A 15,534-nucleotide genomic window follows, 5' to 3' on the forward strand; every position below is an offset into this window, starting at 1 on the left:
TCTGATGATGACACTGGTGCAAACCAGCCCGATGCGGGAATAGCTCAGTTGGTAGAGCACGACCTTGCCAAGGTCGGGGTCGCGAGTTCGAGTCTCGTTTCCCGCTCCAATCTCTCTTCGAAGTTTTCATAATCCCTTTGAATTGCCCTTCACATCGCGCTGCGATGCTTTGTCGTATCTGGCGTCTACTCAGCGTGTCTCCGCCGCCTTCTGTAAACAGGGGGGGCTCTGTGGGCTGATCGAGGCAAGCGGTTGTAACAGGTGGTGGGAGGCGAGAATTGCGGGCAAAAAAGAGGAGGGGCCTTGGCTCCTCCTGCATGATTCACTGGCGCGGGCTTAGACCAGAGTAACGTTTTCAGCCTGAGGGCCTTTTTTGCCCTGGGTCACAGTGAACTGGACTTTTTGACCTTCAGCCAGGGTTTTGAAACCGGTGCTCTGGATGGAGGAGAAGTGAACGAATACGTCCGGACCCTGGGATTGTTCAATAAAGCCAAAACCCTTGGTTTCGTTGAACCATTTTACCTGGCCGGTGCGAATGTCAGACATGTGCTAAATCCTATCAATAACAAAATGAAACTAAGCCCGTGCTGGGCTGCATTTGCCTTGCAAGCAGGGGTTGGCTCATGACTGACCACGTCTCTTTGTCCCAGTAGCACGTAGAACAATCCCTGTCTAAAGCACAAACGATTGTACGTTAGCGCCGATCCTTGTCAATTTGACCCCTTTCGTTTTTTGAACAAGCTAAAAATATTGTGAAGTCAGTAGCTTATTTGAAGATATTTGACTGAAAAAAAACGGGAGGCCTGCGCCTCCCGTTTTTGTTATTCCTTGAGGGCGAACCCTTCGCCCTGCCGGTCGTAGCGGTAAACCGCCTGACCGTAGGAGCGGATCTCCACCCGCTGGATGCGGCGGGTGTCGTCCACCAGGATGAAGATAGAACGGCCCGATTGCAGGCGGGTCAGGGGGCGATCCGGTCCCTCGATTGCGATCAGGCGGCTCAGCTCGGCACCCGGCAACTCGAATTTGCGCCAGATGGAGTAGAGGGTCTCACCCGCCTGCACATCGTGTTGCAGCCAGGTACCGTTGACCTTCTCTTCGGCCGGCTTGGCTGCCGCGGGGGCACGGCCTGCCGCGCCATTACCGACAGTTAGAGCTTGAGCAGGTACGGCCAGCGGCACTTCCAGCGAGCCGGAAGGGGCTGCTTTGGGAGCGGATGGTGCCGGCTCCCAGGCCAGTACCAGCAACCAGAGCGGGATCAGGATCAGCAGACCTATGGTGTTTTTGCGGGGCAGCGGGCTGGACAGCTTGAATTTGCCTGCTTTGGCATCCTGGCGGCGTTGGCCGAGGTTGCTCATCCCTTGGCCAAAACGTTGGCGCAGGGACAGGGTCGCGGCATTGATGCGATGGAGCAGGGATCCTTGTGATTCGTCTTGGCGACGCTGCTGGGCTCGTCTGTTATGGCCTCGTGGGCGACGGTCCGGGGTGGGCACGGCATTTACCTCTCACTACATTGCCTGCCATCAGGCAAATTCGTCGCCTATGGTAAACGGACTCGCCCCCGAGGGGGAGAGTCCTGATGCGGAAAATTATCAGCTGAGACGAAATTGACCCAATAATTGCTGCAATTTGTCGGCCGCCTGACGTAATGCCTGACTGGCTTTGGCCGTTTCGGTCGCATCCTGAGCAATGTCGTTGGCCAGTGCGTTGGTTTTTGACAGGTTGCCGGAGACGGTTTCTGAGACCGAGCTCTGCTCTTCGGCGGCGGAGGCGATCTGATAGGTCATGTCGTTGATGGTGGAGATGGCCTGGTAGATGCTGCCAAGCGCCTCTTCCGCCAGATCCGCCTCGCCCACCGCTTGATGGGTCAGCTGCTGGCTCTGGGTGATGGCGTTGACTGCATTGGTGGAGCTGAGGCGGATCTTCTCTATCAACTCCTGGGTGTTCTGTACCGCCTGCTGGGTATTGCCCGCCAGTTTGCGCACCTCGTCGGCGACTACCGCAAAGCCGCGGCCCTGTTCGCCAGCCCGGGCAGCCTCGATGGCGGCGTTGAGGGCCAGCAGGTTGGTCTGGTCGGCAATCCCCTGAATGACGGTGAGGATGCTGGTGATCTGGGCGCTGTCGTGAGCCAACCCTTCCACCACTTCGGCCCCTTTACCGGCTTCTGCCGCGACCTTGTGCATCGACTGGATCACCTGCTGGAAGCGCTCCTTGCCCTGATCGGCAGCGCTTTGCGCCTGTTTGGCCGAGTCGGCGGTATTGTTGGCGTGGGTGGCGACCTCCTGACTGACGTAGGACATCTCCTGTACCGCGGTCAGCATCTGCTCCATCTCGGCCTGATGATGCTGCAGATTGTTGTCGGTCTGACCGGCAATGCGATCGGTGTCACCGGCGTAGCGGTTCACCTCGCTGGCAGTCTTGAGCACATCCCCGAGCAGCCCCTGCAGTTTGTCGATAAAGCGGTTGATCCCCTTGGCGAGATCCCCCAGCTCATCCACCGAGCGGGTCGTGAGGCGTTTGGTGAGATCCCCTTCACCATCGGCGATGTCATCCACCAGGCTGACCATCTGACGGATGGGGCCTGTGATGCTGCGTGCAATCACCAGCATGGTGGCCAGCGCCAGCACCAGTACGATAACGGCGCCCACCAATTGCTGGGTCACCGCGGCCCGGTTCATCTCATTGAGCTGGCTCTCCAGCTGATCGGCCCCCGCCAGTACCACCTTGTAGGGCAGGGTGACGATGATGGCCCAGTTGCGGCTCATTCCCGGTACCATGATGGGGACGGAAATACGGAATGACTCGTCCAGCTCCTGACGCTGAACTTCCGGTTTCAGGTACTGCTGCCACTGGTTGCCCAGCACCTTACTTGCGCTGCTGCCGAGCAGGCTGGCATCACCGCTGGTGCCGGTGATGACACCGGCGGCGCTGACGATCAGGGTTTCGCCCTTGCCGTCATAGATATTGCTGTTGAGGCTCTTGGCCTGACGGCTGATGGAGTCCACCGCCAGATCCAGCGCGGCGATCCCCTTGAACTGACCATCCACCATGATGGGGGTGGTGATGGTGCTCACCAGCACCTGCTGGCCGTTGATATCCACCTTGAAGGGATCGATGAGGCAGGAGCGTCCTTCCCGTTTCGGGCAGGCGTAGTAGTCGTTGGCCGGGTTGCCGAATTCGTCCGGGTCGGTTTTTTCAATGGAGAGCAGCAGATCGGTACCGATTTGATCCTTGTCGCGATAGAAGTAGGGGACAAAGCGCCCCTTGCTGTCGCTACCGAGCGCACTCTGGCCAGCAAAGCTGCCATCCTGACCGTCGAAACCGTTGGGCTCGAAGCCGGCGAAGGCGCCATAGAGCTGGGGCTCCAGCGCCAGTTGTGCCTTGAGCAGGTCGGTGGCTTGCTGGCGATCCAGCGGCAGTTTGCCCTGTTGTTGCAGGGCGAGGGCGCTGGCCATCTGCTGGGTGTAGGAGAGCCCTTTTTGCAGAAGTTGGGTGATGGTTGCCGCCTCGGCACGGGCATTGGCGCTGACCTTCTGCCATGCCTCCTGCTGCAGCGCTTCACGGCTGGAGCTGATGGTGAGTTGTTGGGTCTGTTTGCCGGAGTATTGGTTGAGCAGGATCAGGATGACCAGGGCTGCGGTCATGGCGATCCCGGCCATCACTAGAATGCGATTCTGGATAGAACGGAACTGCATCGTCTCTTCCTTGTTCGTGAGAAGTGTGGTGAGCGTTGTTTGGGTATCGACCGGAGGAGGCAGCTCTCCAGCATTGTGCATAGCAAATCGGAAACGGGGCTTCTGTTTTGCGATCCTCTTCAAATATCGGGCTACAGATGCAAATGGCGACAGATTTAACCCCCTACTTTAGCCCGCAATGGCGTCATGGTTTTCCCATCCGTGATTGTCGGTGCTAAAATGCGACGGTTTTTTCTAACGAATTGGCCCAAGGCCCTCTACACAAGGCTTAAAGATGAAAGTCAAAACCCGTTTTGCTCCCAGCCCGACCGGCTTTTTGCATGTCGGCGGTGCCCGTACCGCACTCTATTCCTGGTTGTTTGCAAAGAACCAGGGCGGTGAGTTCGTGCTGCGTATTGAGGATACCGATCTGGAACGTTCCACTCAGGAGGCGATCGACGCCATCATTGAGGGCATGGAATGGCTGGAGCTGAACTGGGATGAGGGCCCCTACTACCAGACCAAGCGCTTCGATCGCTACAACGGTCTGATCGACGAGATGCTGGCCGATGGCCGCGCCTACAAGTGCTACTGCTCCAAAGAGCGTCTGGAAGCGCTGCGCGAAGGCCAGATGGCCAACGGCGAGAAGCCCCGCTACGACGGCAAGTGCCGCGACCACGCCCACGATCACCCGGCCGATGCGCCGCACGTCATCCGCTTCCGCAACCCGACCGAAGGTTCCGTGGTGTTCGATGACCACGTCCGTGGCCGCATCGAGTTCGCCAACACCGAGCTGGACGATCTGATTATCCGCCGTACCGACGGCGCGCCGACCTACAACTTCTGCGTAGTGGTCGATGACTGGGACATGGAGATCACCCATGTGGTGCGTGGTGAAGACCACATCAACAACACCCCGCGCCAGATCAACATCTACAAGGCGCTGAACGCGCCGGTGCCGGAGTTTGCCCACGTCTCCATGATCCTGGGTGACGACGGCGCCAAGCTCTCCAAGCGCCACGGTGCCGTTTCTGTGATGCAGTACCGCGACGACGGCTACCTGCCGGAAGCGCTGCTGAACTATCTGGTACGTCTGGGCTGGTCCCACGGCGATCAGGAGATCTTCACCCTGGACGAGATGATCAAGCTGTTCAGCTTGGATGCCATCTCCAAGTCCGCCTCTGCCTTCAACACCGACAAGTTGCTGTGGCTGAACAACCACTACATGCGCAGCCTGGATCCGACCTATGTGGCCAAGCATCTGGCATGGCACATGGAAAACCAGAAGATCGACACCAGCAATGGCCCGGCGCTGGCCGACGTGGTCACCCTGCTGGCCGAGCGCTGCAACACCCTGGTCGAGATGGCCGCCCAGAGCCGCTATCTGTTCGAAGATTTTGAGGCGATCGACGAAGCGGCAGCCAAGAAGCACCTGCGTGGCGTGGCTGCCGAGCCGCTGGCTCTGGCCAAGACCAAGCTGGCTGCACTGGATAGCTGGACCACCGAAGCGCTGCACGAGCTGATAGAAGCGACCGCCGCTGAGCTGTGTCAGGGCATGGGCAAGGTTGGTATGCCGCTGCGTGTGGCCGTCACTGGTCTGGGCCAGTCCCCTGCCATCGACGCCGTAATGGCGTTGGTAGGTAAAGAGCGTGTTCTCGCTCGTATCGACCGTGCGCTTGCTTACATCGAAGCCCGTATGGCTGCCGAGTAAGTGCTGCCGATGTGGCAGACGAGGAGATAACCCTGTTCTGCCATATGCTGAATAGCAAAAATCCGAAACCACAGGTTTCGGATTTTTTTATGGCCTGCGCACAGGCCGATAGTAAATCGGGGATAAAAAATGCCAGTCAACTGACTGGCATTTTTGTTGGCCGAAGCCGGAGTTAGTGGCTGTCGACCCAGACGAACTTGAGGACGAACAGCAGGGCAACCACCAGCACGCAGGGGTTGATTTCGCGCCAGCGGCCGGTGCCTGCCTTCATCACGCAGTAGGAGATAAAGCCCACGGCGATCCCCTCGGTGATGGAGAAGCTGAACGGCATCATGACGGCGGTCATAAAGGCCGGTACCGCTTCGGTCAGATCTTCCCACTTCACCCGGGTCAGCTCGGAGCACATCAGCACGCCCACATAGATAAGGGCGCCAGCGGCGGCATAGGCCGGCACCATGGCGGCGACCGGAGAGAAGAAGATCGCCAGCAGGAACAGCAGGCCGACCACGATGGCGGTCAGACCGGTACGGCCGCCGACGGCGACGCCGGAGCTGCTCTCGATAAAGGCGGTGACCGAGGAGGTGCCCATGAAGGCGCCGCCGACGGAACTGACGCTATCCACCATCAGCGCCTGTTTCATGCGCGGGAAGTGGCCCTTGTCATCGGCCAGCTTGGCGCGGTTGGTGACGCCGATCAGGGTGCCGGAGGAGTCGAACAGGTTGACCAGCATAAAGGAGAAGATGATCCCGGCGAGGCTGATATCGAGCGATCCCATCAGATCCAGCTGGCCGAACACTGGCTCGATGCTGGGGGGCATGGAGACAAAGCCCTTGAAGGTGACATCGCCAAACAGCCAGCCCAGACCGGTAGTGACCACGATGGCGATCAGCACGGCGGAGTGGACGCCGCGGGCGGAGAAGATGCAGATCAGGAAGAAACCGAGCAGACCCAGCAGGCAGGGCAGGGAGGTGAGGTTGCCCACGGTCACCATAGTCGCGGGGCTGGCCACGACGATCCCGGCGTTGTGCAGGCCGAGCAGGGCGATCAGCAGACCGATACCGGCGGTGATGCCAACCCGCAGGGTGAGCGGAATGTTGCCGATCAGCCAGTAGCGCACCCGCAGCAGGGTGAGGATCAACAGACCCATGGCACCCCAGAAGATGGTGCCCATGCCCACTTGCCAGGAGTAACCCATGCCAGCAACCACCACGAAGGCGAAGAAGGCATTGAGGCCCATGGCGGGGGCCAGCGCGATCGGCAGGTTGGCCAACAGGCCCATCAGGATGCTGCCGATACCGGCGATGAGGCAGGTGGTGACGAACACGGCTTGGGTGTCCATGCCCGCCGCAGAGAGGATCTGCGGGTTGACGAACACGATATAGACCATGGTCAGGAAGGTGGTGATACCGGCGATCACTTCGGTGCGGGCGGTAGTGCCATGGCCTTGCAGGGCAAACAGGCGCTCAAGCAATCCTTGCCCGGCGGCCTGATTGGCAGCTTGGTGTTGTTGATTCATGTTGGATTCCAATAGGTGACGTGAAATAAGCAGCAGGGGAACGGGCTATCCCATCCATGCGGGGTAAATTGCCCTGTTTCTGGCGGTTAAGTAACCAGACTCGTCCTGATACCGTGACAGCGCGCACATTTTTACACAGGCGGCGCCGTTTACAAACCCCGGATCTGCGAAGCAGATCAATGAATAGAGTAAAAATTCAAACGTTTGCTTTTTGAGCATGAAAAAAGGTTCTCAGCAGAGAACCTTTTATCGAAAATTGGGGGCTTACAGGGTTTTGAAGTAGCGCTCGACCAGCTGGGCCAGTACCGAGTCGAGCCGGTCTTGCACTTCACCCAGTTCACGGCCGAAGCGGCGCAGAAAGAGGCTTGCCTGCTCTTCGGTCAGCTTGCGCCCCTCGATAAAGAACTCCTGCTCCGGTAGTTGCTTGTCGTAGCGGGGGATCAGCACCCAGCTCACCAGCTCGGGCTCCACGGCGGCAAAAATCTTGGCGGCGGCGGCACAGAAAGTCTCTATGTGCTCCTTGCCATCCGGCCCGAGGCAACCCGGTTCAACCCGGATCTGGATGGTGAGTTTTTTCTCTATGGGGGTCGTCATCGTGCTACATCCATGCAAAGGCATCCGTCTAGGATTGTAAGTCAAAAGGCAAGAGAAAGGGGAGCCGAAGCTCCCCTCAACACGCAGTCAGCCTTATTTGGCGATGCGCTTGTACTTGGCGCGATGGGGCTGGATCGCCTCGGCGCCGTAGGTCTTCTTCTTCCACTCTTCGTATTCGGTAAAGTTACCTTCGAAGAACTCGATCTTGCCCTCATCCTGATAGTCCAGGATGTGAGTGGCGATACGGTCGAGGAACCAGCGGTCGTGGGAGATGACCATGGCACAACCCGGGAACTCCAGCAGGGCGTTCTCGAGGGCGCGCAGGGTTTCGATATCCAGATCGTTGGTCGGTTCATCCAGCAGCAGCACGTTGCCGCCGGTCTGCAGCAGCTTGGCCAGATGCAGACGACCGCGCTCACCACCGGAGAGTTCGCCAACCCGCTTCTGCTGATCGGAACCCTTGAAGTTGAAGCGGCCGATATAGGCGCGGCTCGGGAACTCGTAGTTGCCGATGCGCAGGATATCCTGACCGTCGGCGACTTCCTCGAATACCGTCTTCTTGTCATCCATGCTGTCGCGGAACTGATCGACAGAGGCCAGCACCACGGTTTCACCCAGGGTGATGGCGCCGGAATCCGGCTGCTCCTGACCCGACATCATGCGGAACAGGGTCGACTTACCGGCACCGTTCGGGCCGATGATGCCGACGATGGCACCCTTCGGAATGGCAAACGACAGATCGTCGATCAGCACCCGATCACCGTAGGATTTGCGCAGGTTGGCCACTTCCACCACCTTGTCGCCGAGGCGGGGTCCGGGCGGAATGAACAGCTCGTTGGTCTCGTTGCGCTTCTGGTAGTCGTTGGTGTTGAGCTCTTCGAAGCGAGCCATACGGGCCTTGGACTTGGCCTGACGCCCTTTCGGGTTTTGACGAACCCACTCCAGCTCTTTCTCGATGGACTTGCGACGGGCCGCTTCGGAACTGGCTTCCTGCGCCAGACGGGCGTCCTTCTGCTCCAGCCAGGAGGAGTAGTTGCCTTCCCACGGGATACCTTCGCCGCGGTCCAGCTCCAGGATCCAGCCTGCCACGTTGTCGAGGAAGTAACGGTCGTGGGTGATGGCTACAACAGTGCCTTCGTAGTCGTGCAGGAAGCGCTCCAGCCAGGCCACGGATTCCGCATCCAGGTGGTTGGTCGGTTCGTCCAGCAGCAGCATGTCCGGCTTTTCCAGCAGCAGACGGCACAGTGCCACACGGCGGCGCTCACCACCGGAGAGGTGTTTGATCTTGGCATCCCATGCCGGCAGGCGCAGGGCATCGGCCGCGCGCTCCAGCTGGTTTTCCATGTTGTGGCCACCCTGGGCCTGGATGATGGCTTCCAGCTCGCCCTGTTCGCGGGCCAGCTTGTCAAAGTCGGCATCCGGGTCGGCGTAGGCCGCATAGACCTCGTCCAGACGGGCCATGGCGCGCTTCACTTCGCCAACGGCCTCTTCGACCGCTTCGCGTACGGTCTGCTCCGGCTCCAGCTTCGGCTCCTGCGGCAGGTAGCCGATCTTGATGCCGGGCTGTGGACGGGCTTCCCCTTCGATCTCGGTATCGATGCCCGCCATGATGCGCAGCAGGGTCGATTTACCGGCGCCGTTCAGACCCAGCACGCCGATCTTGGCGCCCGGGAAGAAGCTCAAGGAGATGTTCTTGAGAATATGACGCTTGGGCGGCACTACCTTGCCGACCCGGTTCATGGTGTAAATAAATTGAGCCATTGGCTAATTCTCTTCCTTTTCAGCAGGTTAATGTCTTGGCATTAACAGACTGATGTCGTGGTGGGGCCAGGTCGACACAAGTCAACCGGGTTCCAAAAAACCCGTCGATTGTAAACCAACGGACGAGGGGGGGCAAAGGTGGCACCCGGCTATGTCCCCCCTTTGCCAGCAGGGTCACGCCTTGCTGCATCAGTCATGCAATTTGGGCATGATGTGGGCTGCCGTTTTGTTCCGGAGCCGTCATGAACCCATCTCCTCAAGCCCCCCTGCTTGCCACCTTTTTGTGTGCCATGGGATTGGACGCTGCCCTGAGCGAAGCCCTCTGTCAGCGTTTGCCACGGCAGACGCTGCGCGCCGGTCAGGTGCTGTTGGCGCAAGGGGCCGAACAGGAGGCTGCCTTCTATATCGAAACGGGCATCGCCCGTGCCTGCCATTACACCCGGGATGGGCAGGAGCGCTGCAAGGAGTTCTACTTCGAGGGGGAGCTCTGCCTGCTTTACGACAGCTGGCTCACCGGGTCGCCTGCCCGCTATCAGCTGGAGGCGTTGACGGAGCTGCAGGTGGTGCGGGTGCCGATCGCCCTGCTGGATGAGCCCATCTGGCAGCCGGTCTGCATGGCCCTGCTGCGTCAGCAGCTCGGTTACAAGGAGCGCAAGGAGGCGTTTTTACTGCTCCACTCCCCCGAAGAGCGTTATCGGGAGCTCTGCCACACCTTCCCCCACTGGCCGGCACGACTGACCCAAGTACAGCTCGCCAACTACATCGGCATCAGCCCGGTCACCCTGTCACGGATCCGCAGGCGCATTAACACGGGTTAATGCCGCTCTCCGGCCATCCCCTCATGCTGCGCCATCCAAATGACGGACGAGGGGTGGATGATGTCGCTGTTTCTGTGGTCGCAACTGGTGGTGAGCCTGGCCTTGTTGCTCGATCTGTTGTCGTTTCAGTTGCGGGATCGTCGCAGGATCCTGGCCTGTCTGGCCCTCTCCTGCGCGCTCAATGCCGGTCACTTTGCCCTGCTCGGGCAGTGGTCGGCCGCCTGCCTGTTGCTGCTGGCCAGCGTGCGCTTTGTTGTGAGTATCTGGCTGGTTCGCCGCATCTTGATGTGGTTTTTCATGGGGTTGGCCTGTGCGGCTGCGCTGGTGACCTATCAGGGCGTACTCTCATTGATCGGGCTGCTGGCCAGCCTGCTGCAAACCCGGGCCGCGTTTTGCCCCGACGATCGCCTGTTGCGGCGCTGGATGCTGCTCGGCACCCTCTGCTGGCTGGTCAACAACCTGCTGGTGGGCTCACCGGTGGCCGCGCTGATGGAGGGGCTGTTTCTGGTTAGCAATCTGGTGGGTTACTACCGCCACTATGGCTTCGATTATTGGGGGCGTGGCCGCCACAGTGACAGCAGAAAGAGGCGTGTGCCGCCTTCCGAGCGGGCGAGCTCCTGACCTACCGCTCAGGGCTGCTTGTGGCCAGCGAAGTAGAGCACCCGTTTCACATACTCCTGAGTCTCGTCATAGGGTGGGATCCCGCCATAGCGCTCAACCGCTTTTTCCCCGGCATTGTAGGCTGCCGAGATCAGTACCCAGTCGCCATCGAAGCGGCGATCCAGCCACTTGAGATAACTGACGCCACCCTTGATGTTCTGTGCCGGATCAAAGGGTTGAGTGACACCAAAACGCTGCTGGGTTTCGGGGATCAGCTGCATCACCCCCTGCGCATTCTTGGCGGAGACGGCGCGGCTTTCGAGGTTGGATTCGGCAATGGCGATGGCCAGCACCAGCCGCACATCGACCTGATGGCGCTTGGCTGCGTAGCGCAGCATGGTGGCCAGCTTCTGTTTGCCTGGTGACTGGCGTGCCAGATAGGCCTCGACATTGAACGGTGTGCTGGGCAGGGCGAAAAAACTCCCTTGTCCGCCGCGCATGCCGACACCGCACTGATCGCCCATGGGGGCATTGCCGACCCGCGGGTTGTAGTAGCGGCTGGCCTGCTGGTTGCCAAGGCGCATCGCCATGGCGAGATAGCTGTTGGCCATTTTCGCGCTGCGAACCGAGGCGGGGCCGGTGGCGAGCAGACGCCCGATCCGGAAGTAACCTTCGGGATTGCCGGTGCTGGCCGCGACACAGTAGAGAGCGATGGCTTTTTGCAGATTGCCGTGTTGCTGGGCCACTTGACCCTGCTTGATCGCCGTCAGCGCCTTGGGGGCCTGTCTGAAATCCCTGCCTTGTGCCATCGCCTGCGGCGTACCTGCCAGTAACAACGACAAAAAAAGTAGCAAAAACAGTCCGTTTTCGCTGATGTGCCTCATGGGTTATCTCCTGTTTGAGTACAGAAGATATAGAGGAACATGGCTGCTATCGCCACGAACCCAGTGGATCCTGTTGTTATAGCGTGGGGATTTCAGAGAGCAAAACGGTATGGAGCTAACGGCATCTCGACAGTTTCACACCATTTTTCATCCGGTTAGAAGTCGTGGTGATACTCCTGCTCATCCTGCACGGCAGGCGGAAGCGTGCGATAGAAGCTGCCAACTTCGCTGACAACCCAGAGCGAAAGCAGGGCCAGCAGGCTGAGCAGGGGAAGCAGAGAGTGGTTCTGGGTCAGGGCATAGGCCGCAATGGTGGCACCGGTCAAAAGCAGGGTTCGGATCATGAGGTGGCTCCTTGTCGTCATGGGGGTGTTGCGTGGCCACGGACAGAGCGCCTGGGGTCGGGATTTGTTCCCGGGTGGCACGAAGCGCGCTGAGTATATCGCGTCATGCCGCTGCCGATCCGTGGTGTCATCACACTTTCCATAGTCATGGGTTTCGTATCGAGTTGGGCCCCGCCAGATGCGGGGCCAGTAATGGTTTGACGGTCAGAAGAAACCGCCGTTGTTATCGTCACTGTCGGCCCAGCCGCCACTCAGGTTATCGTCATCGAGAAAATTGCTGCCAACATCGGGAGATGAATCCCAGCCGTCCCAGCGCACCGGTTCCGCATCGACCGGATTGGCAATGGGGGCAGGCTCTATGATGTCGATGATCTCCTCGGGCCGATTGTTGTGAAACAGTCCGCCGATCATATCGGCCAGCATCACGCCACCGGCCACACCGGCGGCGGTTTGCAGGGCGCCGCCCAAAAAGGAGCTGGCACGGGGTGCTAGCTGGGCAGGAGCGGTTGCCGGTGGCGGCGTAAAGCGCGGAGGAGGGCTGCTTTCGCTACCAAACAGGCCGGAGAGAAAACTGCCACCATTTGGGGCGCTCTGGCTGGCTTCCAGCTCCTTGACCCGCTCGTTGAGGCGGGTAAGGGCAGCCTGCTGGATCAGCAGCGCCTGGGCCATGTAGTAGGGGGCATCGGGCTGCTCTGCCAGATGCTGGCGGATCAGCTGATCCGCTTGTGGGTCTCGCTTGCTATCCCTGGCTTGCGCTTGCTTGAGGCGGTCGAACAGTCCATCGATCAGACCCTGTTCCTGTTGTTGCATCTCAAATCCTCGCTATGGTGCGCAGACAGTGCGTTCAGCCATCCTAAAACCCGCGGGGCATCAGTGGTATCTGATTAACTCATCAATGACTGATGGGTTACCCACGCTCGTCAGCGGTCGGGCTGGTAGTAGTCGAGATACCAGCGGACAAACTCGGCAACACCTTGCTTGAGGGGCGTAGCGGGGCGCAGACCGGTGAGGGTGTGTAGCGGTTCGCTGTCGGACCAGGTGGCGTGCATGTCACCTGCCTGCATCGGTAGCATCCGCTTGATGGCGGGTTTGCCGATGGCCTCTTCCAGAGCCTCGATAAAGTCGAGCAGCCGCACCGGCTGGCCGTTACCGATATTGAGGATGCGGTAGGGCGCGGCGCTCTCGGCCGGGCTTTGCTCGCTGGCGTGCCAATCGGGCTTGGGGCGGGGCGGCTGGTCGGCCACGGCGAGGATCCCCGCGACGATGTCGTCGATAAAGGTGAAGTCGCGGCTGAGATCGCCGTTGTTATAGACGTCGATAGGCTCTCCCGCGAGGATGGCGCGAGTGAACTTGATGATGGCCATGTCGGGGCGGCCCCAGGGGCCGTAGACGGTAAAGAAGCGCAGCCCTGTGGTGGGCAGGCCATAGAGCGCCGAGTAAGCGTGGGCCATCAGCTCGCCACTCTTCTTGGTGGCGGCGTAGAGGGAGACCGGGTGATCCACCTGCTGCGCGGTGGAGTAGGGCATCTGATCCCCCATGCCATAGACCGAGCTGGAGGAGGCGTAGATGAGGTGCTGAATCCCGTGGTGACGACACCCCTCCAGCACCGTCAGCACGCCGGTGAGGTTGCTGTCGGCATAGGCGAACGGATTGTCGATGGAGTAACGCACCCCCGCCTGCGCCCCCAGATGGATCACCCGCTCGAAACCATGATGGGCAAAGAGAGCCGCCATCGCCTCGCGATCCGCCAGATCCAGCCGCTCGAATTGAAAATGGGGGAAACTGGCCAGTTGGGCCAGCCGCGCCTCTTTCAGACTCACCTCGTAGTAGTCGTTGAGGTTGTCGATCCCCACCACCCGATGACCAGCGGCGCACAGCTGGCTGGCTACATGAAAACCGATAAAACCGGCGACGCCGGTGACCAGATAGATCATGGTTGAGTCTCCGGGTTGCAGCTGGTGTTGGCAGGCTGCTTTTTGGCGGGAAGATGTGGTCGCCCGATGGCGTGATAGTCAAACCCGAGTTCGCTGAGCTGGCGTGGCTCATAGAGGTTGCGGCCATCGATGATGACAGGCTGGTTGAGCAGCGCTTTCAGCTGCTGGAAATCGGGGGCGCGAAACGCCTGCCACTCGGTGCAGATCAGCAGGGCATCGGCCCCTTCCAGTGCCGCTTCCTGAGTCGGGCAGAGCAGCAGATCCGGCCGCTGGCCGTAGATATGGCGGGCACGCCCCATCGCCTTGGGATCAAAGGCCTGCACCCGGCCACCGGCAGCCCAGATGGCGGCCAGCAGCGGGCGGCTCGGCGCATCGCGCATGTCGTCGGTGCCGGGTTTGAACGCCAGCCCCCACAGTGCGAAGGTGCGGCCGCGCAGATCCGGCCCGAAGCGGGTCAGCAGAGTTTGCGCCATCTTCTGTTGCTGGCGCTGGTTGACCTGCTCGACCGCCGCTAAAAGCGGGGCGTCGCAGCCGACACTCGCCGCGGTATGGCGCAACGACTTGATATCCTTGGGGAAGCAGGAGCCGCCGTAGCCGCAGCCCGGGTAGATAAAGTGGTAACCGATGCGGGGATCGGCACCCATCCCCTGGCGCACCGCCTCGATATCGGCCCCCAGCCGTTCGGCGAGGGCAGCCATCTCGTTCATAAAGGAGATCTTGGTGGCCAGCATGGCGTTGGCGGCGTATTTGGTGAGCTCGGCACTGCGCAGATCCATCACCACGATCCGGTCGTGATTGCGGTTGAAGGGGGCGTAGAGGGCGCGCAACTGCTCAAGCGCCCGCTCGCTGTCACAGCCGATGATGATGCGATCCGGCCGCATGCAGTCGTTGACCGCCGCCCCCTCCTTGAGAAACTCGGGATTGGCGGCCACCTCGCAGGTGAGGGGCAGCCCACGTTCGGCCAACTGCTGCTCAATGTGTTCTCTTACTTGCTGCGCCGTGCCGACCGGTACAGTGCTCTTGATCACCACCAGCTTGGGGCGGCTCATCAGTTGGCCTATGGTGTCGGCCACCGCCAGCACATGTTGCAGGTCGGCCGAGCCATCCTCGTCAGCCGGGGTGCCCACGGCGATCAGCAGTAGCTCGGCGTGTGCCACGCCAATGGCGGGATCGACCGTGAAGCTCAGGCGGCCGCTGGCCAGATGGCTCTCGACCAGCGGGGCCAACCCCGGCTCATAGAAGGGGATCTGCCCCAGCCTGAGGGCGGCGATCCGTTCATCATCCACATCCACGCAGCAGACCTGATGGCCCACCTCGGCCAGAACGGCGGCCTGCACCAGCCCGACATAGCCTGTGCCAAAAATGGTGACCTTCATGAAAAGTGCCTCGTGCTGTGAATGGGGGGATGGCGCGCTTAAACCGCGGCATGCTGCATCTTGGTGCAGCGAGTGTCAATGCCAGATGACAGGCACCAGAATGGGGCGTTCAGCCTGACTGTTGTGATCCTTTTCACAAAAAATAGACTGGACCCCATAACGAAGCCCTGTGGACAGGGCTCGCAGCCCGCCCGCAACGGCAGGCGACAGACACTCTCTCTTTACTTCGCTTGGATACAGGTTATGGACAACACCTCGATTCGCACTGCCCATCCCATTTATGAGGATGTGCTGGCCCTGCTGACGGCGGCCGGCTTTGTTTCCC

Annotated in this window: 14 protein-coding genes, 1 tRNA gene and 1 pseudogene; 5 read left to right on the forward strand and 11 right to left on the reverse strand. The window is 60.2% G+C overall.

Annotated features, from left to right (window positions below):
• Positions 1 to 33 precede the first annotated feature (33 nt).
• Positions 34 to 109: transfer RNA gene (locus tag AACS18_RS19910), tRNA-Gly, on the forward strand.
• Between the two features lie 227 nt (positions 110 to 336).
• Here the strand turns inward: AACS18_RS19910 and AACS18_RS19915 are convergent.
• From AACS18_RS19915 to AACS18_RS19925, 3 genes are all read right to left on the reverse strand, one after another.
• Complete coding sequence (locus tag AACS18_RS19915; RefSeq protein WP_005338972.1) at positions 337 to 546, reverse strand: cold-shock protein; 210 nt, start codon at positions 544 to 546, stop codon at positions 337 to 339.
• Between the two features lie 275 nt (positions 547 to 821).
• Entirely contained in the window at positions 822 to 1,490 is a 669-nt protein-coding gene (locus AACS18_RS19920) for a LysM-like peptidoglycan-binding domain-containing protein (protein WP_108613107.1), read from the reverse strand.
• A gap of 99 nt (positions 1,491 to 1,589) precedes the next feature.
• Positions 1,590 to 3,692, reverse strand: coding sequence for a methyl-accepting chemotaxis protein (locus AACS18_RS19925; RefSeq protein WP_181363337.1), 2,103 nt, complete (start codon positions 3,690 to 3,692; stop codon positions 1,590 to 1,592).
• Positions 3,693 to 3,966: 274 nt separating this feature from the next.
• On the opposite strand from AACS18_RS19925, the gene gltX reads away from it, so the two are divergent.
• Entirely contained in the window at positions 3,967 to 5,382 is a 1,416-nt protein-coding gene (gene gltX, locus AACS18_RS19930) for a glutamate--tRNA ligase (protein ID WP_108613109.1), read from the forward strand.
• 172 nt (positions 5,383 to 5,554) lie between these two features.
• On the opposite strand, the gene AACS18_RS19935 is transcribed toward gltX, so the two are convergent.
• The 3 genes from AACS18_RS19935 to ettA form a co-directional block, all read right to left on the reverse strand.
• On the reverse strand, positions 5,555 to 6,898 hold the full coding sequence (locus AACS18_RS19935; protein WP_005343409.1) for an NCS2 family permease: 1,344 nt from the start codon (positions 6,896 to 6,898) through the stop codon (positions 5,555 to 5,557).
• Positions 6,899 to 7,162: 264 nt separating this feature from the next.
• Positions 7,163 to 7,492: a hypothetical protein gene (locus tag AACS18_RS19940; protein ID WP_005343410.1), complete on the reverse strand. Its 330-nt coding sequence runs from the start codon at positions 7,490 to 7,492 to the stop codon at positions 7,163 to 7,165.
• 93 nt (positions 7,493 to 7,585) lie between these two features.
• On the reverse strand, positions 7,586 to 9,253 hold the full coding sequence (gene ettA / locus AACS18_RS19945) for an energy-dependent translational throttle protein EttA (protein ID WP_005338959.1): 1,668 nt from the start codon (positions 9,251 to 9,253) through the stop codon (positions 7,586 to 7,588).
• Positions 9,254 to 9,495: 242 nt separating this feature from the next.
• On the opposite strand from ettA, the gene AACS18_RS19950 reads away from it, so the two are divergent.
• On the forward strand, positions 9,496 to 10,071 hold the full coding sequence (locus AACS18_RS19950) for a Crp/Fnr family transcriptional regulator (RefSeq protein WP_042031697.1): 576 nt from the start codon (positions 9,496 to 9,498) through the stop codon (positions 10,069 to 10,071).
• Positions 10,072 to 10,128: 57 nt separating this feature from the next.
• Positions 10,129 to 10,692, forward strand: a complete 564-nt coding sequence (locus AACS18_RS19955) for a YgjV family protein (protein WP_181363338.1) — start codon at positions 10,129 to 10,131, stop codon at positions 10,690 to 10,692.
• An 8-nt stretch (positions 10,693 to 10,700) separates the two neighbouring features.
• On the opposite strand, the gene AACS18_RS19960 is transcribed toward AACS18_RS19955, so the two are convergent.
• The 5 genes from AACS18_RS19960 to AACS18_RS19980 form a co-directional block, all read right to left on the reverse strand.
• Positions 10,701 to 11,555, reverse strand: a complete 855-nt coding sequence (locus AACS18_RS19960) for a lytic transglycosylase domain-containing protein (RefSeq protein WP_108613110.1) — start codon at positions 11,553 to 11,555, stop codon at positions 10,701 to 10,703.
• Between the two features lie 155 nt (positions 11,556 to 11,710).
• The gene (locus AACS18_RS19965; RefSeq protein ID WP_108613111.1) at positions 11,711 to 11,899 is read right to left on the reverse strand and encodes a hypothetical protein; all 189 of its coding nucleotides are present in this window, start codon (positions 11,897 to 11,899) and stop codon (positions 11,711 to 11,713) included.
• Between the two features lie 204 nt (positions 11,900 to 12,103).
• A complete protein-coding gene (locus AACS18_RS19970; protein ID WP_108613112.1) occupies positions 12,104 to 12,709 on the reverse strand; it encodes a DUF2076 domain-containing protein in 606 nt (201 codons plus the stop codon).
• A 110-nt stretch (positions 12,710 to 12,819) separates the two neighbouring features.
• Positions 12,820 to 13,833 (reverse strand): NAD-dependent epimerase, encoded by a 1,014-nt coding sequence (locus AACS18_RS19975; protein ID WP_108613113.1) that lies wholly within the window; start codon positions 13,831 to 13,833, stop codon positions 12,820 to 12,822.
• The gene (locus tag AACS18_RS19980; RefSeq protein ID WP_108613114.1) at positions 13,830 to 15,209 is read right to left on the reverse strand and encodes a UDP-glucose dehydrogenase family protein; all 1,380 of its coding nucleotides are present in this window, start codon (positions 15,207 to 15,209) and stop codon (positions 13,830 to 13,832) included. Before AACS18_RS19980 ends, AACS18_RS19975 begins: the two co-directional genes overlap by 4 nt.
• A 243-nt stretch (positions 15,210 to 15,452) precedes the next feature.
• Between AACS18_RS19980 and AACS18_RS19985 the strand changes: the two are divergent.
• Positions 15,453 to 15,534, forward strand: a pseudogene (locus AACS18_RS19985) (YitT family protein); the annotation flags it as partial.

Source organism: Aeromonas sp. HMWF015 (assembly GCF_963878965.1).
Lineage (GTDB): Bacteria > Pseudomonadota > Gammaproteobacteria > Enterobacterales > Aeromonadaceae > Aeromonas > Aeromonas veronii.